This window comes from Lactococcus sp. LG1074 (assembly GCF_017309525.1).
Lineage (GTDB): Bacteria > Bacillota > Bacilli > Lactobacillales > Streptococcaceae > Lactococcus > Lactococcus petauri.
Genome location: NZ_CP071293.1, coordinates 668,517 through 689,608, shown reverse-complemented (window position 1 = coordinate 689,608; position 21,092 = coordinate 668,517). Strand labels below are relative to the sequence as shown.

Below are 21,092 nucleotides of genomic sequence, written 5' to 3'. Positions count from 1 at the left end.
TCGACAAGGGGGATAATATGATAAAAATTTATACAGTTGCTGGTTGCAGCTCAAGCCAAAAAGCAAAAAAATGGCTCGTTGACAACGGTGTAGATTTTCAAGAAATAAATCTTCTTACAGATGATATTAAGAAAGAAGACTTTCTTGAAATTCTTGCTTTGACTGAAAATGGTACGGAGGAAATTATTTCCAAAAGAAGCCGTGCATATCAGAGTTTATCATTAGACCTTGAGCGATTTTCTTTAAATACTCTGGTTACAATCATGAAAGAGAACCGTTCCATTTTACGTCGTCCGCTTATTTTGGATGACAAGCGCCTTCAGATTGGTTATAATGACGATGATATTCGAAAATTTCTCCCACGTCCTGTTCGTGAGGTAAGATTGAGCGATATTAGTCGTAAAGTACGTGATATTGTATTAGAACGTGACTTCCATATTCATGCGAGTTAATAAAAAACCAAGACCTCTGAATTCAGAGACTTGGTTTTTTTATTAAGCTTTATTTTTTAACTTGTCTTCATTTTTGATATTATTAAGTGATTGTTTCAAAACTTTAAGTAAACCATCGCTACTATAGATTAAAACATTTGATTTATAAAGTCGAGCAGAGAACAGGAGTATAAACAACATCGTTACAAACATAATCCCCATGGAAATCCAGACTTGTAAATTACTTGCTACACCTGTTGCAATTTGCATTGGCAAGACAAAACTCGAAATAAAAGGGATATAACTTGTCACGGTCATCACGATATTATCAGGTTGAGAAGCAAAAATTACAGAAAGCATGTAACCAAGTAGCCCAATCATTGTCATTGGTGTTTGTGCTTTAGGTACATCTTCAACACGAGAAATCAATGAACCGGAAAGAGCTGCTAAAAATGTAAACAGGAGAATTCCTAAGATGACAATCGGAATTACGAGCCAAAATTGTCCAGTAAACACTTCTTGAAGATTTAAACCGTTAAGGAAGCTACGCATCATGTCATTATCTCTGAAGATTAGATAACCTACCCCAATCTGAACAGCATAAGCAAGAACATTGACTGAGCAGACTAAGATAATCCCCACTAATTTTCCATAAAAATGAGTTTCGGCTTTAACGCTTGAAAGAATCACTTCCATGATACGCGTTCCTTTTTCGCTGGCAATTTCTTGCGCCACAATACTACCATAAGTTGCAACAAAAATCCAAATCATGACAATCAAAACTGTTGCTATCACCTGTCTCAAACCAGAATAATCTGTACCTTGAATTCGATTGCCATCCGCGTCAAACTCAACATGCACAGGCTCTAATTTCGCGGAAGAAAGAAGGTTCGTTTTTTCTTCTGGTGACAAGCCTAATTGAGTGGCAAAGATACTTTGCTGGATTGCTGTAAGTGTCTGTGAGACAGTCATTTGAGTTGCCGTATCAAGAGAACGTGTGGTTTCTAAGGTTGAGCTTATTTTCCCTTGTTCCATCTCTAAAGCTAAAATCGCGCCTACATCTTCATCTTTAAGTTTACGATTTGCCGCTGTTCTGTCCATTACTTCATACTTAATATTGCCTTTAACTTCAGTCAGCGCACTTCCAATTTCCTTGCTTTTTGTCACTACCGCAATACGATCAACATCACCTGCTCCATCATCCGCTACTCTTGCAATCACATAAATAACTAATCCAATGAGAAGCGGGAGAAAGACCATAACTAAAAAGGCAACTGATTTAACATTTTTACGAAAGACTTCTTTCACGATTGTCCAAAACTTACTATTCATGAATATCACCTGCCTTCATTTTGAATATTTCTTCCAAGCTTGGTGGTTGTTGTGAAAACATCTGGATATATCCTGATTGTGTAACATAGTCAAAAACAGCTTTTCCTGCTTCTTCATTTTCTAAAGTTAACTCATAAGTACCATTACGTTCCACCTGTACTTCTTTTACACCTTCTAGCTGAGCTAATTCTTCTTGTGATACCGGTGCTTCAATAAATACTTTGGTCCGCCCAAAACTTTGACGTACAGCATCAACGGTTCCATCCAGTATTTTCTTACCTTCTTTTACCATTATCATCTTATCCACCATTTTTTCGACATTCAGCATATTATGGTCTGAAAAGACAACGCAGACTTTTTGCTCACGTAATTCAGCTACAGCTGTTTTGAGCAACTCTGCATTCACTGGATCTAAACCAGAGAACGGTTCATCTAAAATAACAAGTTTCGGTTCATGGATCAGCGTAGCTATAAGCTGAACCTTCTGCTGATTCCCTTTTGATAATGTTTTAACCTTATCTGTGCGCTTGCCTTTAACCTCAAATTTTTCCATCCAATAATCGATTTTCTCATCGATTTCTTTTCGCGTTTTGCCTCTTAGTTGACCAAAGAAACGCAACTGAGTTTCTATACTATCTTTAGGATAAAGTCCTCTTTCCTCTGGTAAATAACCAATAATGTTATATTCATCACTAGAGAGCGGCTTACCATTCCAGAGCACGCTTCCTGAATCTTGCATCAAAAAATCCAATATTAATCTAAATGTTGTTGTTTTTCCCGATCCATTTTGTCCAATAAAACCTAAAATTTCACCATCTTCAATAGTAAAACTCAGATCATCAACAGCAACAAGTTCTCCGAATGTCTTTCGGAGATTTTTCACTTCGAGCATCCCTTCCTCCTTAAAATTAAATGATAATCGTTTAACTTAGTATACCTTATTAAGTAGATATATTGAAGTAAAAACCTTATCCTTTCCTAGTTAGAGGTGAAAAATTAAAAAAGAAGCAAGTTCTCCTTGCTTCTTGTGTCTACTTTTTTACTAAGGACGGATAAAGCTCACGCCGGCTGTTGAACATTCACGTTCAGTCCCCCAACCACCGTTAAAGTTGCCTTCTTTGACTCTCATCGTAGAGCCAGAAACAGAGATGACTACTGCAACGTGTCCAACACCACCGGCACCCTGGTTTCCTGGTGGAAAGACAGCAATAGTTCCCGCTGCTGGTCCACTGTTTGCGTAACGTACCCAGTCTGCCGCATTACCTACATATGTTGGAATTGCACCACCAAAGTAATCCCAAACATAAGCCGTACATTGTCCAGCTGGATATGGATTCGTCGTTGAAACTGGTGGTTTAGGATCTGTAATTGGCGGCTTAGGTTGCTCAATTTCAGGTTCTACAGTTGGATTGCCTTCATCAACAACTGGCGGCGCCACTGGAGCTGGTTTGTTTTCCACTACAGTTTCTTTGACCTTTTCCTGTTGGGCTACCACTGACTCTTGTGCAGCTACTTTTTGAGCTTGAACAGCTTCTTGTGCTGCTTGCTCAGCTTCAGCTTTTTGAGTTAACAATTCTTGTTTTTTGCCTTCTTCAGATGTGATTGTGGCTTGGTAATTAAGTTGCGCAACTTTAAGTTGTGCTTCTTGTGTTGCCAATTCATCGGCCTGAGTGCTCAACTCTTGTTGCAAGCGCGTAACTTCCGCGTATTTTTCCATGTTATCTTTGAGTTTCGCTTGAACATTCTTTTGATCTTGTTCTTGCTGTTCAATCATTGCCTTATTGGCACCTGCAACAGTCGACATAGCTGTGATTTTTTGAATGGCATTGGTTAAAGATTTAGAATCCAAAATTGCTGAAATATAATTCGTTGCTGAACCATCAGTTTGAGCACTTCGTGCTTGTGCTTCTAATGCGTGACTACGTTCTTCAATATTCTTATCCAATTCACGAATCTGTGTAGACTGCGCTTTTTGCTGTTCTAACAGCTTTTCTATCTGTTCTTTCATTGAAGTTTGCTTAGCTTTTAGAGCCCCTACTTGGGTCCCAACTGCTTCAACTTTCGCTTGTGCCAAACTCGTCTCATCCTTCAAGTTTGCAATCTTTGAGTCCTGTGCTGCTAACTTATTTTCCGTTGAATCTGCTTTTACAGCAGCTAAGGGAGCACCTGTAGTCAGGACAACCGTTGAAATCATTAGCGTCATAATTAATTTCTTTTTCATAAATTTTAAATTTACTTCCTCTAGGTTTTCTTGTTTGAACATTACTATTGTATCACAAAACCTTTATTTTTGTTACAGAAGCCGCTTATCGTGTTACATTTAAATTACCTATTATTGCACCGGCGTAACTTGTTTTTAATACACTATATAATTTAAAGAAACAAAAAAAGCTCCAAAATAAGGAGCTTTTAAATAAAAGGGCGTTAATTAATATTATAGTTTTGCAAGAACTTTATCAACAAAGGCATCAACTTCATTGATTTGTTCTTTTGTTAAATCACCACCAGCAGGTGCGAAAAATGTCATACCTTGCATGTTTAAATGCAAATCAAAAGATTCTTCATTAACTTTAATGCCTTTGTCTTTTGCTGCTGCAGTAATTTTTTTAATTGCAGATTCCAAGTGACCCGAAGTAGAAAAGGCAACAATTTGTTTGATTTTACCACTGTCTAAAGCTGCCAAGTATTCCTTCATGTCTTTTGTTACAGAAGCAAACCAAACACCTGCTCCAAGAAACAAGACATCTACTTCCTCTTCTAGAGGTTCAGAGATTCGTTCTGCTTTCACATCAATTTTTTTCGCAATTTCATCAGCAACTGCACGTGTATTTCCACCTCGTGAAGCATATCTTACTGCATATTTCATCTTAATAATTCCTCCTTTGTTCCTTCACTTATAGACTATCATATTTTGTGAAGTATGTGAAATTTCTAGCTTATAAATTTCGTGGACTTCATCATATTGCTGTAGTTATTCCAAATAAAAAAGCTTTTCCTTGAAAAGCTTTTTTATTTACTTATTCTACGTCTCCCTTTTGGCTTCACTCTTTTATAGGATGAACGAGACAGACGCGCTCTTTTATGTTCTAATTTCTTTCTACCTGCTTCGCGAACTAATACGAACTCAGGCAATTGATTATATTTCATGGAAAGTACGAGCCCTAAACCAATAATATTACTGATCAATGCCGAACCACCTTGTGAAATGAACGGTAAAGGAATACCCGTCAATGGGACCAAGCCAATCGCTGCTCCAATATTTTCAAAGACATGGAACAGAATCATCATAATAATCCCCGTGGATATAAAGATATAGAACTGGTTATTGGATTGAAAAGTCACCCGAATCATACGATAAATCAAGATGAAATAAAGTAAAATGACAAAAGTTGCACCGACAAAACCAAAATCTTCTCCGATAACGGTAAAAATCATATCTGATTCACGGACTGGTACGTTGACATTTGCCACTCCAAATCCATGTCCAAAGAGACCGCCGACACCGATAGCAATCAAAGCACGAGATTGTTGAAGTGAGAATGTCTGTGTGTACTCAAAGGGATGAAGCCAAGCTAAGAAACGATTAACCTGATATTGGCTGAAAACAGTTCCTAAGAGCTCTTGTCCCTTAGGATTCATCACCATAGCTACAACACCCACGGCGACTAGGATAGCTATGAGGAGGACAGGCAAGATAATTTTCCAAGATACCCCTGAAACAAGAATGATTCCCGCTGCAATCACAAGGAAAACCATAAAGGTACCAAAGTCTTTTTGTAAAGCTGCAAGAATAGCAATGGGCACAGTAGCCAAGCCAATTTGTCCAATTAAGATAAAATCATCTTTAAGATAACGTTTTTTCAGTTTGTTTTGAAAGGAAACGACAATCCTTGCTAAAAACAATATATAGGCTATTTTCATGAGCTCCGAGGGCTGGAAAAGATTGGTGTTATGAAAGGCAACCCAGTTCTTTGCACCTGTCAGCTCATACATCGAAGGGCTGTAAAAGAATATGGGCAGCACCATCAAAATAAGACCAAAACCATACAGAACCGGCGTAAGGTTCCAAAGCAGCCTCGAGTCCATATGCATGACAATTAAGGCTAAAATAACACCGACAATAATCCAAGTCCCTTGTTGTCCAACCATCTTAACCGCTTGTGTCGGATAATCATGACTTACAGCAACCCAAATGGCATAAAGACCGATAACTGTTAAAAGAAAAGCTGGTAGAATAAGCGCATAGTCAATACGACTGTCAAAAGTTAGCTTATTTTTAGGCTGCTTTTCCTTTTTATTTATTGTATTTGTTTTATTATTCAAAATGAAGCTCCATCACTAGAAAGTCTATAGGCTCTATTATACATTATTTATATAAAAATGGTTGCTTTCGCAAAACCATTATTGTTTGTTATTTAAAGTTCTTCTTAGAACAAATTTCCAAGTAAGTTTCCACCGAAGATTAAAGCATACGAATAGAATAAAATCGGTAGTGGCTTACATAAAATCATCACCCAGTTAAAGAATTTCCAACTCATACGAGTCTGACTCGCAATGAGAACCAAAGCATCATCAGGCGCGATTGGTGAGAGAATTAAAAGTAGAAAAGCGATATTAAATCTCTTTTGCCCTTTTTCGAGCCAAGCCATATACTTGTTGTAGGTTTTCTCTTTGACAAAGACCTGAACTAAGGACTGTCCATACTTTCGACCAAGATGGAAAAGTATCACTGAACCAACAACTATCCCGACATAATTGTAAACAAAACCCCAGAAAGGTCCAAATATTAAGACCCCTGCTGCAATTGTTAATCCTCCCGGAATAATCGGAATAATTACTTGAATAATTTGCATACAGAAGAAAATTATCGGACCAAGCAAAGCATGCGCTGTTACTAGACGTTTCAAAATTTCTTGATCTTGAAAAGCCCCGAGATGCCAGAGGTAAACACTACCAACAATAGTAGCAATAAAACCCAAAATTGTAATCACGTTAAAAACTCGTTTGGTATATTTTAAGACATTGTTGTTCATCTTCACCTCGTGTGGATTTAGTTTGCTCTTTCTTTCAGATATTTTTCGCCTTCTTCAATCCAAAGTTCTCTTTTCTCAGCTAAACTTTTAAAGCCAATCTTATTACGAGAATCTGTGAATCGTTTTTTACGATAAAAGTAATGATTTTGTGGATTTTCTTCGAGACTGCGAATGGAGAGACTGACTTTACCATTGTACTCATCAATATCTATTATCTGAGCTTTTACATGTTGCCCTACTTTGATAACTTCTCGAATATTTTTGACGAAACCTGACTGAACTTCAGAAATATGAATCAAGCCTTTATGTTCAGTATTTTGACGGTCCGCAAACTTTACAAAAGCACCATAATCTTGGAGCCCGATTATCTCAGCAGTGACTTTATCACCAATTTTTACGGATTTATCAATCATTTTATTTCTCGATAATTTCAATATTTTCGATGACTACATCGTCAACTGGACGATCTTGCATTCCGACACGTACAGCGGCAATTTTATCTAAAACTTCAAATGATTTTTCATCTACAAGTTGGCCAAATACTGTGTGACGCCCGTCCAGATGCGGTGTTCCACCTTGAGTGTAGACTTCAGCAACTTCTTCAGGCCATCCACCATCAATCAAGGCTGATTTTGGATAAGGGAGGTTTTGGTTTTGAACAATGAAGAACTGGCTTCCATTTGTATTTGGTCCAGCATTGGCCATTGACAAGGCACCACGAATATTGAACGCATCTTGTGAAAATTCATCTTCAAATTTTTCACCATAGATTGATTCACCACCCATACCTGTTCCTGTTGGGTCGCCACCTTGAATCATAAAGTCTTTGATAATACGGTGGAAAATAATACCATCGTAGTATCCTTTTTTGCTGAGTTCAACAAAGTTTTTAACAGTTTTTGGAGCAAGCTCGTCAAAGAGTTTCACAGTCATATCCCCATGATTAGTATGGATGATTGCTGTTGTTCCATCATATGCTTCAAGATTAAGTTGTGGGTAAGTCATTTGTTTCTCTTTTCTAAATTTTATCAAAAATCTCGTAGATGAGACTTTCATTTTTGTAAGTTTAATCGATGAGTTGAAGTGTACGCAAAGCTTTTAAAATACCATCTTTCTGTACTGTATCCGTGACATAGTCTGCTTTTTCCAAAATGAGAGGATGTGAGATTTTCATAGCCACCGAAAGTCCAGCCAAATCAAAAAGCTCCTTATCATTAAGCTCATCGCCAAAATTCATCATATTTTCTGGTGCAAGACCGAGATATTCTAATACTTTCATACAACCATTGGCTTTGCTCCCTAAAACCGGAACAATATCGGAAGAATTCGGGTGCCATCGTACCATTCTTACTTTTTGAGCCAAACGTTGAGGCAGTCGAAGTCTTTGATCATGCTCAGAGATTGTAAGGAGTTGAAAAACATCATGCTCTTTGTAGTAATCTGGTTTAACTTCGAGTACGCCATAATCAGCTGGAATAACGCTCTCAGTTAATCCTTCCCATTTTGAAGCTTTTAAGTTCTCATTTCCTACAAAAAGATATTCAGCACCTTCACTCTTTAGCCAAGACACTATTTCATCAACTGTTTTTTTGTCCAAGGGATTTTTGTAAATAATCTCCTGCGCCTGGTTTTGCACCAAAGCACCATTAATCGTTACAAAAAAATCAGGATTTAAATTGCGGATTTCAGGGAGAACATTATAGTAATTTCGTCCTGTCGCAATACCTGTTTTTATTCCTTTTTGGCGTAAAGTTTCAAAGATAAAGGGTAAGCTTTCGGGGATATAGCCTGTTTTTAGGTCACGTAAAGTATCATCAATATCGAAAAAAATAATTTTGATTTTTGAAGCTTTTTCGATTAAATCTTTCATGACTCTATTATACCAGATATAGGTTATTTTCGCTATTGTACATACAATTAGGGATGATGATTTCTACTTTTTAAAATTTTTTACTGATCGACCAGTTTGTGTTGGATAGCATAAATTGTTGCTTGCGTCCGATCATTCACTTCTAATTTATTAAAGATGTTAGAGACATGTGTTTTAACTGTTTTAAGACTTATAAATAGTTGATCCGCAATCTCCTGATTAGAAAGCCCCTGGGCTAATATTTTCAAAACTTCCATTTCTCTTTTTGAAAGATTGTCATACAATTCAGGTTTTCGATGCTTTTGTTGATTGATTTTTTCTTTAACCGCTCCCGACAAAACATCTTGCCCGCTCGCAACTTTACGGATAGCACTGGCAATTTCGGCAGCCTGAGAAGTTTTGAGAATATAGCCTTTTGCCCCAGCAGCCAAAGCTGGAAAGACTTTTTCATCATCTAAAAAGCTCGTCAAAATCAAAATCTTCTGTTCTGGCATTTCCGCTAAGATTTTTTGCGTCGCCCCAATGCCATCTAGACGGTCCATAACCAAATCCATCAGAATGACATCTGGTTTTAAATTTTTTGCTTTAAGATAGCCTGATTCGCCATCCGCTGCCTCTCCTACGACTTCAATATCGGGCTGAATATTCATAAAGCTAGAGAGCCCTAAGCGGACCATTTGATGATCATCAACAATTAATAATTTTATTTTATCCATTTTTTCCTTTTAACTTCTTATTGGTTCACTTGTGGAATGCGTATCTCGACACTTGTACCTTGATTTGGCGCACTAATAATTTTAACATCCCCACCGAGCAAAAGCGCGCGCTCTTTTATATTGACCAGACCATAGCTGGCTGATTTACTGTCTCGTGTATCAAAGCCGACACCATCATCTGCTATTCTAAGAATAATATTGTCATACTGCTCTTTTAGAACAACTTCAATATTATCAGCTTGTGAATGCCGTAGTGCATTGCTCAGAATTTCCTGTGCCATACGGAAGAGGTTATCTTCAATGTTAGATGAAGCTTGAATATCACTGAGTTTCACATTAATATTGGCGGATATCTTTGCTTGTAATTCATCCGTCAAGGAATTTAAACCTGCCGAAAGGGACTTGCCGTCCAATTCAATAGGTCTTAAATGCAACAATAAGGCTCGCATCTCATTTTGTGCTTCATGCAATATTTTTAAAACTAAACGTGTTTGCGTCAAAATTTGATCTTGTGTGAGATTAGAGTTTTCAGCTTCGCTACCCGTTACAGAAGAGAGAATCATCGTTGCGGCAAAAAGTTCTTGACTGACCGAATCATGAAGCTCACGTGAAATACGTTTTCTTTCCGTTTCCACAATTTCGGCTTTATTTGCCGATTTTTGACTTGAGAGTTCTTGCAGTTCGACAGACATCTCTTTTAAGCGCAAATGAAGAGCCTTCAATTCTGGATGCTCCGGTTCTTGATTTTGACTCACACGCTGGATATCTTCATAAAAATCTCTCTTAATTTTGCTGTTTTCCAAAAAATTGAAAAAAGTAAAAACTAAGGCCAATAATCCTGCTACCGAGAGAAAAATCCAGATCCCATAAAAATTATTCGCAATCTCGCCCATAATACTGGCTGTTGAAACACCGCTCGTGATTGAAAACAATAGCACATCAACCAAAACAATAATGATAAAAAGGACGGTAAAGGTTTTAATGATTGATTTCTTCATCCTTTCACCACCTCAACATTTCCTGTTTCAACCTGGAGTTTAATACGCATCCGTTTTTGCGTATCTTCTGTCATATCTGAGAAATAACGAAAATTTACAGGGTTAATTTCGGTCTCTTCATCAAAAATCTTGACAATGCCATTGTGTACCGTAATTTCTAAAGCTACGGCAACATCTTCCGGCACGATAATTTTAGTATTTCCTGCTGATTTTTTAATGCTCAAGCTGTTTCCTTCAGGCCTAAAATTGACATCGTAGAGATCAATCACATCATTTCCATTTGCCCGTGTAATGTCTTCCTGACTCTCCGCATAAGCTTGGCTATAAGAAGAATTTGGCATCGTGTAGGCTTGCCTTTTCCAAAAACTAATCCCAACCAAAAGAGGAAAGAGAAGAGCAAGCCAAAACCATCCAGCTGTCAAGAGCATTACTGCAAAGAAAATCCAGAGCACAGCTGTTACAGGACGGAGAAAGGTTATTTTACGTGACAATATACTGAAAGATATAGCTAAAGCAAGCAATACAAGAAAGTACGGTGATTTTATAATATGCAAAAGCAAAGCAACTATGATACAAAGCTCTATAACAATAAATGTTTTTATCCGTCTATTCATACCTCTATTCTACCAAAAAAAGACCGCTCTATGCTCGGTCTTTGGTCTTATTTTGAAATTTCTATTTAGCGAATACCTAAAGCGATCTTTTGAATAAGCTTGTCTTTGACTCCTCTTTATGAGAGCGTTACAATTATTATATAGAAAAGAAATTTTATGGTTCCACAATTAATCAAAGCAGAATTATTGGCAAATTTTAGAATAAAGTTAACTTTTGACAATAACGAAATTCGTTTTCTTGGAACAAAGAAGTCTAATAATTTTATTGAAGAAAACAATATCTTAAAAAATATGTCTGCCGCTTGGGGAGCTAGTCTGTCACCACTTGCAGGGCCCAGCCAGAAACTAGAAATAAATAAGGATGGAAGTTTATCAGTAGAAAGTTATACATTATCACCGGAGGAAGTTTATCGGATAAGCGTATCTAACCTGTCTGAACTTACACTTTAATTTGATTACTTTAGATACTTTTCCTCACTCAACTTCTGTCCAATATAGATAGAAGTTTTTTTAGTCACCTTGTTTGTGCAATGCTAACAATGAATGATTTAAAAATAAAAATACTTTATCTTTTTACAAAACAAAAGAGAATCCTAATGAATTCTCCTGTAATGCTTTTTTGAGTAGATTAGCGAATACCCAAAGCGATACGCGCATATCGGCTCATTTTATCGATCGTCCACGCTGGTATATTTTTGAACTTTTTTTATTGTTGTTATATCAGTGATTATAGACTACTGTACTTTCAAAGCCAAACAATAAATAGCTTGGAATGTATACTAAATGTACCATAAAGAAATTTCTAAAGACTCTTTTAATTCTTGCCACAAATTGGTTTAAAAATCTCATTCAAATTCAGTATCATCAATTCAATAGAGTCAATTAAGTTTTTAATTTTTTTAAATCAAAGTCAGTTTGTTCTGGCACTGTTGTTACTTTATCACTATTTTTCCATATAAAAATGAGTGTTTGACTTTCATAACAAAAAAGAGAGTGTTTCTCTTTTTTATTTGAAGTAAAATTATTCTTTTATTATCTTCTTGTATAAGTATTCTATAGTTAAAATAATACATACACTACCCTGTAATTTTTAACTTTATAAAAATTGGATAAGTTTGCTTTCAAAAACTTAATCCCCCAAAAATAATATGTACTACCTATAAGATTTTACAATGATAGTCATCCTTTTTTATAAATTAAAATATTTGAGAGGAATAAGTTATATTTCCCCCATCCATAAAAACTAGGCTTATATAAGTAAATTAGAGATTTCTTGAATCTTTTTAGTCAAGAGGATATTGCTATCAAACTGAAGATGTGTTCTCTCTAATCCCTTCAAATAACCTTATTCTACTAAGCTATACTAACTAACAAAATTATAGTGAATAGCTTTGGTATATTATCATTCATATGAGTCTTGCTTTATAAATTCCCATAGAAAGTAGAGGTATGGAATAGTAATAATATTCATAATATCACCTAGACTCTATTTCTATTCCATTGTCATGTAATAACTGAACCGCTATACCGTTTGCTTCTTTCATATTTCCTGTAAACGTCCCATCATATATTTTTTTAAAACCACAGGATGGACTGCCTGATTTAAGAATAGCTTTCTTGCATTCCAACTCCTCAGCAATTTTTAGTGTCTTTTTTGCTCCATATATAAATTCAGGAGTAAAATCTTCTCCCTCTTGACTCAACACTTTGTCTCCAACTATTTCAGCAGCTGGGCGTGGAGTTGGCAGCCCACCTAAAACTTCAGGACATACTGGTATTGCTCTACCACTTTCCACTAATTCTATGACCTCAGCATTAGGGGCTGCCTTACCATTATATCGGCATGGAATTCCAGCAAGGCATGAACTAACTAATACAACTTCTTCTTTTAGGTTATTTTCTTTTTTTCACAATATAGCACCTCCCAACTCTATTGTACGGTTTTAAAGACTATAAATACAGTCTTTTATATTATAAAACTTAAAAAAGCTCATATCGTTCGGAATAAAATGATATTTATAAACATTTTTAATTAAAAAAGTAACAAAACCCTGAGTCTTTCAGATTACATTTTTATAACATACTCCTATAAAAAAGACAGATGAAATACATACCTGTCCTATTTTATAAATTATATTAACTGATATTTTATTTAAAGTATGTATAAAATAGGATTATATCCGCATTAACGCCCTTTTATACTCCCTCTCTTCGACTGTCGCACTCGAAGAAGCATCATTCTTTCCTTAATTCTATTGGAACTCTTATACTTATTAAAAAGCACAGTCTGATTTACACATAATGTGTTCCTCAAGTAATTTCCCAAAATTTGTCCTTTAATATATAAACCTTGTAAAATTGATGCTATATTTCAATGTCGGGAATACTGTGTCCCACTTCATGAGGATCTAATTTTGTCATAGACATATATAGTATTCTAAACTTATATTTTTTTTAGTATATTGATTACTTGTTATACTCCTAATAACTTTATATAATTTAGATTAATACTACTCATAAGCTAATTGTTTAATGATTTTTTCCAAATGAGGGTAATGCTTTATCAATTGCTCTTGGGTAAATAATTCAAAATCTTCAAATGTAAAAGCAGGTGTAACCACACAACTTACTAGTGCGTAACCGCTCTTCACAGTTGAGCCAAATATAGTTCCAGCTGGGACAGTCCATGAAAGTAACTGGCCTTTTTTGATATCAGGTCCTATTTTTACTTCTTCATAGTTCCCGTCAGGAAATATACAATGCACAGTCAACGCATTACCACTGTGATAAAACCAAGTTTCATCTGCTGATAATCTGTGCAAATGAGAAGGATTTTCTTCAGTGAGTAAAAACAAACATGAAGAACTTAGGCTCCTTTCTCCTTTTTGAGTAAAAAGTGTTTCAGGATGTAAGTAAGTTTCTTTATAATAGCCTCCTTCGGGATGAGGGAGTAGTCCAAGATCTTTTATCCAATCTTTGTAATTAGTCATTTTAACCTTTATGCTTTCTATCTGATTTTTAAGAGATATGATATGTAGTACAGATTAGTCTGGGACCTGACCTACATGATCTCCCCAAAGACATTCTGAAAATTTAAAGTTTGAAAAAGAAGCTTTAAAACTTGATTCTTCAGGTGAACACGCATATATTCCAATATTCACTTTTCCACCACCTTTATTTAAGTGACATATCCTCATTTGGTGGAATATTTTTCCATCACTAGAGTACTCAACACGAAAATCGGACTCTCTTCTACTTACTCGATACCAAATCTCTTTTATAGAAGGATCTATTTCCATAGTTGACCAATCGGAATATCCGCTGTTTGTAACCACACACCCTAAATGTTGATAATCTCCATTCTCATATTCAGAGGAAGCTTTCAACCAATTTTCACTATCCTGATATATAACTATTCCACACTGGTCAAATCTATGCTTCGCATCTCTAAACTCAGCCTTGACTGTAAAAGAAAAATACTCTTCTTCCACTTCCCTATAGAATATTGGAGCATTATCATTTTGAAAGTTATAATAAGTTCTTTGCCATAAATCTGTATGAGGATTAGTATATATTTCGACTATTCCATTAAGTATTTTAGTTTTTTCCGGTTTTCTTATCCAATTATAATTCTCGCTCAACATATTCCTTTATCTTCCTATTTACATGGTATAAAAACTTAATGCTCTTTTTTATATCTTTCTTCTAATTTGCTTCTGTGTGATTCCATAATATCACTGATTGAAAGGTTATATTTATCTGCCATAATAAAAACATTATCTAAGACATCCCCAAGCTCTTCTTTTATATATTCAATCTTCTCTACTTCATTCCCCTCAATTTCATCTGGTCGATCTCTACCTATTTCTTTTTTTCTTATTGCTTTGGAGCTATACTATAAAAGTGGACAGAAAATTGTGTGTTATAATCTGTCTATTAAGACACAAAAATGAAAGGACTTTTATGTCAGGTTTTAAACGTTACGACGAGGAATTTAAGCAATCTCTCGTTAATCTCTACCAAACAGGTAAAACTCAATCCGAACTCTGTAAAGACTATGGTGTCTCCCCTTCTGCACTTGCAAAATGGATCAAGCAGTACTCTCAAGTTCGTCTTGAAGATAATACGGTCTTGACTGCTAAACAGATTCAAGAATTACAAAAAAGGAATGCCCAACTCGAAGAAGAAAATCTTATCTTAAAAAAAGCAAGTGCCATATTCATGCAAAACTCCAAGTGAGATTAAAAGCAGTCTATAGACTCCGATTTGAACACACGACAGTTATGCTCTGTCGTGTTTTACATGTCAATCGTTCCACCTACTATAACTTCATAAACAAGAAGCCCTCAAAACGTGAAATAGAAAATCAACGCTTGAGAAAATTACTCCTTGAGATTTATATGAAAGCCAAGAAAAGAATTGGAACGAGAGCTTTTAAAATCATTCTCCTGCGTGATTATGGCGTTAATATTTCTGAGGGGCGTATCTTAAGACTTCTCAAGTCTATGACACTCCCTAAAATGTCAACGATTAAACCTAGAGTTAAATCAAAACACTCTCCTGCATTTTCTTCTGATAATCTCCTTAAACAAGAATTTAATCCTAAGTCCCCGAATCAAGTATGGACAACTGATTTCACTTATATTTCTATAGGACATAGACGGCATGTTTATCTCTGCGCCATCCTTGACCTCTACTCTAGAAAATGTATTGCTTGGAAAGTAAGTGACAGGATTGATGCTAAACTTGCCTGTGACACATTAGGGATGGCTATAAATAAGAGGAAGCCTAAGGAACCAATCATTTTTCATTCGGATCAAGGTAGCCAATTTAAATCAGCTTCCTTTAGAAAAATATTAGATGAGCATCAATTGCTTGCTTCTTACTCCAAACCTGGATATCCTTATGATAATGCTATCACTGAGGCCTTTTTCAAGTACCTCAAACAACGGGAAATAAACAGAAGAACTTATCACTCCATTCAAGAAGTTCAACTCTCTTGCTTTGAATACATCGAACAGTTTTATAACAACTATAATCCTCATTCCGCAAACAATGGTTTAACTCCAAATCAGAAAGAAGAAAACTATTTTAAGAAAATATAGCTCATTTTGTGTCTAAATATTTGACATTAGTCCAATAGTATTTAACTATGTAGAAGTGCTCAAAATTTTTTCCAAGAGAAAATAGAAGAAAAGATAAACAGAAACCATACATTTTACAACTTTATGAGTTTATATGGTTAGCCAAATCAATCATATTAATTTCTTTATTAAACACGATACACAGTATGCAAACAAATGCCCTGATAATTCCCAACTGTGCATTAACAGATGTTTCCGAGTAGCCACATTCTAGTCTGTCAACTAAATATTGTTTTATATGAATTGGTTTGATTTCGCTAATATTTAAAATATCATTTTGGTACAAAAAAAAACAGAGAAAACCTTTCGTGTTTTTTCTCTGAATATAATTGTATTTTTCGACAATCCTCTTGCTTTATTGTCAAAAAGCATTTCTTGAATTACTGATTGGATTGAAATTTCCATGTTGTTTTCCTCTGTTTTTACTAGATTTAACAACAATAAAATTTTTTTCAAGATGGCTTAGATACCGTACTAAATGTACTTTTAAAGAGTTAATATTTTTATCAAGAGCCTCTTAAATCCAGTTATACCAATATTAGCGAATCCCTAAAGCGATACGCGCATAGCGGCTCATTTTATCTACTGTCCACGCTGGATACCAGACGAGGTTGACTTTGATTTCAGTTACTTCTTCAACTTCTTTGAGCGCATCATGAATTTGATCAGTCAAAACGTCTGCTAGCGGACAACCCATTGTTGTCAGTGTCATTTTGACTTCAGTAAACCCATTGTCTTCAAAGGAAATTTCATAGACCAAGCCCAAGTTAATGATATCAATACCTAGCTCAGGGTCAATAACAGTCTCCAAGGCTGCTAAAATCTTTGTTTTAATTTCTTCTATTTGTGTATCAGAATATTTGCTTTCTTCACTCATAAATTTCTCCACATTCTCATTGTAAAATCTATTTAACATTGTTATTCTACCATATTTTTAAAAATTTGACGAGAAGAGTAAAAGATAATTTATAAATCATTTTATAGACGCAACGTCTAAAAATTGTTATAATTATAGTGATATAAAGTTTTAAGACAGCACTTGCTGTGTAGGGAAAAGGATACACTGTGGAGAATAGAAAAGAACGTACAAAAGCGCGACTTCGCGATGCAATGACTCAACTTTTACATGAAAAGCCATTTGATCAAATTACAACCACTGAGCTTGTCAAAGTTGCAAAGATTAGTCGGAGCGGATTTTATACGCATTATCAAGACAAGTATGAAATGATTGATCAATATCAAAAAACATTGATCAACACAATTCAATATGTCTTTGAAAAAAATGATGGAGACTTGCAAAAAACAATGCTTGAAACCTATGAATTTTTAGATAATAACGAAATCTACGCAGCCCTGCTTTCTGAGAACGGCAGCAAGGAAATCCATCAATTCATGCAAGCGAAGTTAAAAAGTATGATTGAAAACTCAATTATTCCAAGAGATTCAAGAAGAAATAACCTCGGTCGCTTAGGTAAAATTTATGCTGCAACTTATTATGCTAATGCTATGTTTGGTCTTACACAGGCCTGGATTCGTCGTAAGCGTAAAGAAACACCTGAAGAAATTACAAAAATACTCAGTAAGCTTATCAACTAATTAATTATCCCCAAAATATCCAAACCCTATGTTTGGATATTTTTTTATAAAGCTTGAATACTTTTAAGTAGTCTTTCGAGTCCATCTTTTACCTTGGCTCGTGAACAGCCAATGTTTAGTCGGAGAAAGTTCCTTCCTTCCTGACCGTATACTTCTCCATCCATAATAGCTACTTTTCCTATGTTGATTAATGCTTGTTGTAACTTATCCATAGGAACACCCTGTTCTGAAACATCAAGCCACAAAAGGTAAGTTGCTTCTGATTCGATAAGCTTTATTTTTGGCAAATACTCTTTTAAAAAAGTTCGCGTGAAGTCTACCGTATCGTCCAAATAGTTTTTCAATTCTTCCAGCCATATATCAGATGTCTGGTAAGCTGAAATCGTCGCTTCCATTCCTAAAATGCTGCAAGAAGAGAGCCCATCTTTTTCCTTTAAATGTTGACAAAATTCTTCACGAAGATTCTCATTTGGAATTAATAAATAGGAAAAAATCAATCCTGGAAAATTAAAGGTTTTGCTGGCAGATGTTAAAAGAGCAATATTTTCTGTACCGTATTGCAAAATCGGGTGGTGTTGCTTATCCTTGCGTAAAACATCCATGTGAATTTCATCTGAAATTAAGAAGACATCGTACTTTTGACAAAGCAATACCACTTGTTGTAGCTCTTCACTTGTCCACACACGTCCTGTAGGGTTATGGGGCGAACAAAAGAGAAGGATTTTGTTGTTCGGATGTGCGAGTTTTTCTTCTAAATCTATAAAATCAATCGTATACTTTCCTTCGTTAAAAATCAATGGATTTTCCACACACAAACGATTGTTAGCTGTAATGGTTTTAAAGAAAGCATCATAAGCTGGGGTCTGGACAACAACACCTTCTTGGGGCTGAGACTTGATTTCAATCAACTGAGAAAGAGAGTAAATCACACTTGGGCTATACAAAATCCAGTCCTCCTCAATCGCAAAATCAAACTGTTTTTGATACCACGCAGAGACAGCTGATTTGAAATGCTTATGATTCCAACGCGTATATCCGTAAATCGGATGTTGAATCCTCTTTTGCAGTGCCTGATTAACCGTCTCTGGGATAGCAAAATCAGTATCTGAAATGGTAAAAGGCAATAAATCTTTCTGACCAAAACGATCTTCTACAAAATCCCACTGTGTACAAAACGTTCCTTTTCGCTCAATTATTTTATCAAATTCTGTCATATCAATAAATGGTAAAACAAGACGTTTGCCTTGTTTTACGGTTCTCCTTCTAAATCAAATTGTCCAAGGCGTTGCGGACAGTCGTTACTTTCGTTCCAATAATAACTTGAACACTTGTATCATCTAAATGTACGACTCCTAAAGCACCTAAATCTTTAAGCTTGTCATCTTCAACAAGGTCGCCATCATTTAAAATCAAACGGAGACGTGTAATACAGTTGTCGAGTGTGACAATATTCTCTTTTCCACCCAATGCAGCTAAGATTGCTTCGGCATTATATCCAGATGTATTGCCTCCATGTGCTATTTCTTGCTCTGAATATTCCGGTTCGAGTACAGCTTCACGTCCTGGTGTTTTCAAGTTTTTCCATAAGATAACCTTTTTAAATGTGAAGTAGTAAGCCGCAAACCAAAAGGCACCCACGAGAGGAATCAAGAACCATTGTGTATATGAGCCTTGCATTACCCCAAAAATAAGGAAGTCGAGCACGCCACCATCTGTATTACCAATTTTTACGCCTAATAGGCTGACAATCATTGCTCCTAGACCAGTCATAATCACGTGGAAAATCCAAAGGAATGGACTGATAAACAAGAAGAGAAACTCAATTGGTTCTGTTATCCCTGTTACAAAAGTAGCAATCACACCAGAAATCAGGAGCCCTTTGACTTTTGCTCGATTTTCCGGTTTTGCTGTACGATACATGGCAAGCGCTGCTGCTGGGAGCCCAAACATAAACGTTGGCATTTTTCCTTGAGACAAGAAAGCTGTCGCAGAGCCGGAAATTGGTAAACGATTTGATAATTCGGCATAGAAAATATTTAAAGCACCGTAAACTTCATGTCCATCAATGAGCGCTGTTCCACCAGCCTGAGTAAAGCGAATGGTTGCAACAAGAATGTGATGCAAACCAAAGGGTAAAAGCAGACGTTCGCCAGAGAAAAAGAGAAATGGCCCAAAAATACCTGCACGTTGAATCAAGTTGCCGACTTGCTGGATAAGAAGGGCAAACAGTGGCCAAATGACAGGAATCGCGAGACCTACCAAAGCCATAACTAATGCAGTAATAATTGGTACAAACCTTGATCCGCCAAAGAAAGCAAAACTATCTGAAAGTTGAATGTTGTAAAATTTCTTGTGGAGGTTGTAAACAATAATACCAGTAATGATACCTCCAAGAACACCCATTTCGATAGTTTGGACACCCAAAGCCATACCTTGCCCAGCCTTTTGCATGAGTTCAGGATCAGCAAGCTGTCCACGTTCAGTCAAAAAGAAGTTGATAGAAAGATTCATAACCATATAGCCAACGAATCCTGAGAAAGCTGCTACACCTTTTTCTTTCTTAGCTAAACCGAGAGGAATAGCCATAGCAAACATCACGGGTAAGTTACTGAAGGCAAAACCGCCAATGGCTGAAAAGAAACGAAAGACTACTTGCAGTACTTCGTTTCCTAAGAAAGGAAAAGCATCAATAGTAGATTGACTCGAAAACGAACTTCCTAGCCCTAAAAGAAGCCCCATAAAAGCCATTAAGGCTACAGGGAGCATAAAAGTTTTACCTAATTCTTGGAAGAAACCACCTAGGGCAAATTTTTTCTTTTTCTTGGCTTGTGGCACTTTAGTTTTTATTTCGGTACCTTTAGCCAAAGCTTTTCCTATTGGTGAACCTCCTTTTACCTTTCCTGAGGCACTGATCGTCATACTCTTTAATTTTTCTGCTGTATTTGTAATAACAACAATGGCTGTTTTTTCAAGTCCAGCATCTTCGACCGCTTTCCAATTCACGCGCCCAATTACTTGGCCCGCTTTAACAGCTTCCTCTTCTTTGATGGTAAACTCAAACACTGCCTTATCCAGACTGACCGTATCAATACCAATATGAAGTAATACCTGCAAATCATCTGCAGTACTAAATCCAGCAGCATGTCCTTGAACCATTCTTACTGTACCAGAAACTGGTGCATAGATTGTTTCACCTGTTGGTTCTACAGCATACCCATCTCCCATTGTTTTTTCAGAGAAAATAGGGTCTTTAACATCCTGCAATGGGATAATTTCTCCCTCAAAAGGAGAATAGAGGTTTTTTTGGTTACTCATCTTTTAACCTACCTTTATATTTTTGTTGTAAGTTAATATTAAC

The 21,092-nt window shown here is 36.1% G+C and carries 20 protein-coding genes and 3 pseudogenes; 4 read left to right on the top strand and 19 right to left on the bottom strand.

Annotated features, from left to right (window positions below):
- Window positions 1–17 precede the first annotated feature (17 nt).
- Window positions 18–452: a Spx/MgsR family RNA polymerase-binding regulatory protein gene (locus J0J36_RS03475; protein WP_019291655.1), complete on the top strand. Its 435-nt coding sequence runs from the start codon at window positions 18–20 to the stop codon at window positions 450–452.
- A gap of 42 nt (window positions 453–494) precedes the next feature.
- Here the strand turns inward: J0J36_RS03475 and J0J36_RS03470 are convergent, their stop codons facing one another.
- The 12 genes from J0J36_RS03470 to liaF all read right to left on the bottom strand — a co-directional run bounded on the left by J0J36_RS03470 (window position 495) and on the right by liaF (window position 10,994).
- Window positions 495–1,763, bottom strand: a complete 1,269-nt coding sequence (locus J0J36_RS03470; RefSeq protein ID WP_019291656.1) for an ABC transporter permease — start codon at window positions 1,761–1,763, stop codon at window positions 495–497.
- A complete protein-coding gene (locus J0J36_RS03465; RefSeq protein WP_019335314.1) occupies window positions 1,756–2,655 on the bottom strand; it encodes an ABC transporter ATP-binding protein in 900 nt (299 codons plus the stop codon). Before J0J36_RS03465 ends, J0J36_RS03470 begins: the two co-directional genes overlap by 8 nt.
- 150 nt (window positions 2,656–2,805) lie before the next feature.
- Window positions 2,806–3,984, bottom strand: coding sequence for a CHAP domain-containing protein (locus J0J36_RS03460; protein ID WP_153924632.1), 1,179 nt, complete (start codon window positions 3,982–3,984; stop codon window positions 2,806–2,808).
- A 213-nt stretch (window positions 3,985–4,197) separates the two neighbouring features.
- Entirely contained in the window at window positions 4,198–4,629 is a 432-nt protein-coding gene (locus tag J0J36_RS03455) for a flavodoxin family protein (protein ID WP_004258465.1), read from the bottom strand.
- A gap of 143 nt (window positions 4,630–4,772) precedes the next feature.
- Window positions 4,773–6,086, bottom strand: coding sequence for an FtsW/RodA/SpoVE family cell cycle protein (locus J0J36_RS03450; RefSeq protein WP_019335312.1), 1,314 nt, complete (start codon window positions 6,084–6,086; stop codon window positions 4,773–4,775).
- 104 nt (window positions 6,087–6,190) lie between these two features.
- On the bottom strand, window positions 6,191–6,796 hold the full coding sequence (locus tag J0J36_RS03445) for a TVP38/TMEM64 family protein (protein ID WP_019291660.1): 606 nt from the start codon (window positions 6,794–6,796) through the stop codon (window positions 6,191–6,193).
- 17 nt (window positions 6,797–6,813) lie between these two features.
- Entirely contained in the window at window positions 6,814–7,209 is a 396-nt protein-coding gene (locus tag J0J36_RS03440) for a CvfD/Ygs/GSP13 family RNA-binding post-transcriptional regulator (RefSeq protein WP_019291661.1), read from the bottom strand.
- 1 nt (window position 7,210) lies between these two features.
- Window positions 7,211–7,801, bottom strand: a complete 591-nt coding sequence (locus J0J36_RS03435) for a peptidylprolyl isomerase (protein WP_019291662.1) — start codon at window positions 7,799–7,801, stop codon at window positions 7,211–7,213.
- A gap of 61 nt (window positions 7,802–7,862) precedes the next feature.
- On the bottom strand, window positions 7,863–8,666 hold the full coding sequence (locus J0J36_RS03430; protein WP_019291663.1) for a Cof-type HAD-IIB family hydrolase: 804 nt from the start codon (window positions 8,664–8,666) through the stop codon (window positions 7,863–7,865).
- A gap of 80 nt (window positions 8,667–8,746) precedes the next feature.
- Window positions 8,747–9,382 carry a response regulator transcription factor gene (locus J0J36_RS03425; protein WP_004258491.1) on the bottom strand — a complete coding sequence of 212 codons (636 nt, stop codon included), beginning with the start codon at window positions 9,380–9,382 and terminating at the stop codon, window positions 8,747–8,749.
- Window positions 9,383–9,399: 17 nt separating this feature from the next.
- A complete protein-coding gene (locus tag J0J36_RS03420; RefSeq protein ID WP_019291664.1) occupies window positions 9,400–10,380 on the bottom strand; it encodes a sensor histidine kinase in 981 nt (326 codons plus the stop codon).
- On the bottom strand, window positions 10,377–10,994 hold the full coding sequence (gene liaF, locus J0J36_RS03415; protein ID WP_019291665.1) for a cell wall-active antibiotics response protein LiaF: 618 nt from the start codon (window positions 10,992–10,994) through the stop codon (window positions 10,377–10,379). The genes J0J36_RS03420 and liaF overlap by 4 nt, the downstream gene beginning before the upstream one ends.
- Before the next feature lie 156 nt (window positions 10,995–11,150).
- Here liaF and J0J36_RS03410 point away from each other — a divergent pair, with 156 nt between their 5' ends.
- Entirely contained in the window at window positions 11,151–11,444 is a 294-nt protein-coding gene (locus J0J36_RS03410) for a hypothetical protein (RefSeq protein WP_019291666.1), read from the top strand.
- 1,025 nt (window positions 11,445–12,469) lie between these two features.
- Here the strand turns inward: J0J36_RS03410 and J0J36_RS03405 are convergent.
- The 4 genes and pseudogenes from J0J36_RS03405 to J0J36_RS10475 all read right to left on the bottom strand — a co-directional run.
- Window positions 12,470–12,859: pseudogene (locus J0J36_RS03405) on the bottom strand (DUF523 domain-containing protein); the annotation flags it as partial.
- A 645-nt stretch (window positions 12,860–13,504) separates the two neighbouring features.
- Window positions 13,505–13,984, bottom strand: a complete 480-nt coding sequence (locus J0J36_RS03400; RefSeq protein WP_153924630.1) for a cupin domain-containing protein — start codon at window positions 13,982–13,984, stop codon at window positions 13,505–13,507.
- Between the two features lie 54 nt (window positions 13,985–14,038).
- Window positions 14,039–14,638: a DUF1349 domain-containing protein gene (locus J0J36_RS03395; RefSeq protein ID WP_019291669.1), complete on the bottom strand. Its 600-nt coding sequence runs from the start codon at window positions 14,636–14,638 to the stop codon at window positions 14,039–14,041.
- A gap of 35 nt (window positions 14,639–14,673) precedes the next feature.
- A pseudogene (locus J0J36_RS10475) lies at window positions 14,674–14,883 on the bottom strand (MazG nucleotide pyrophosphohydrolase domain-containing protein); the annotation flags it as partial.
- A gap of 74 nt (window positions 14,884–14,957) precedes the next feature.
- Between J0J36_RS10475 and J0J36_RS03385 the strand changes: the two are divergent.
- Window positions 14,958–16,115, top strand: a pseudogene (locus J0J36_RS03385) (IS3 family transposase).
- A 561-nt stretch (window positions 16,116–16,676) separates the two neighbouring features.
- Here the strand turns inward: J0J36_RS03385 and J0J36_RS03380 are convergent.
- Window positions 16,677–17,015 carry a metal-sulfur cluster assembly factor gene (locus tag J0J36_RS03380; protein WP_017369035.1) on the bottom strand — a complete coding sequence of 113 codons (339 nt, stop codon included), beginning with the start codon at window positions 17,013–17,015 and terminating at the stop codon, window positions 16,677–16,679.
- Between the two features lie 188 nt (window positions 17,016–17,203).
- Here J0J36_RS03380 and J0J36_RS03375 point away from each other — a divergent pair, with 188 nt between their 5' ends.
- Window positions 17,204–17,734: a TetR-like C-terminal domain-containing protein gene (locus J0J36_RS03375; protein WP_019292025.1), complete on the top strand. Its 531-nt coding sequence runs from the start codon at window positions 17,204–17,206 to the stop codon at window positions 17,732–17,734.
- 44 nt (window positions 17,735–17,778) lie between these two features.
- On the opposite strand, the gene J0J36_RS03370 is transcribed toward J0J36_RS03375, so the two are convergent.
- A complete protein-coding gene (locus tag J0J36_RS03370) occupies window positions 17,779–18,948 on the bottom strand; it encodes a MalY/PatB family protein (RefSeq protein ID WP_019292024.1) in 1,170 nt (389 codons plus the stop codon).
- A gap of 49 nt (window positions 18,949–18,997) precedes the next feature.
- Window positions 18,998–21,049, bottom strand: coding sequence for a maltose/glucose-specific PTS transporter subunit IIBC (gene malX / locus J0J36_RS03365; RefSeq protein WP_153924627.1), 2,052 nt, complete (start codon window positions 21,047–21,049; stop codon window positions 18,998–19,000).
- Window positions 21,050–21,092: the final 43 nt, after the last annotated feature.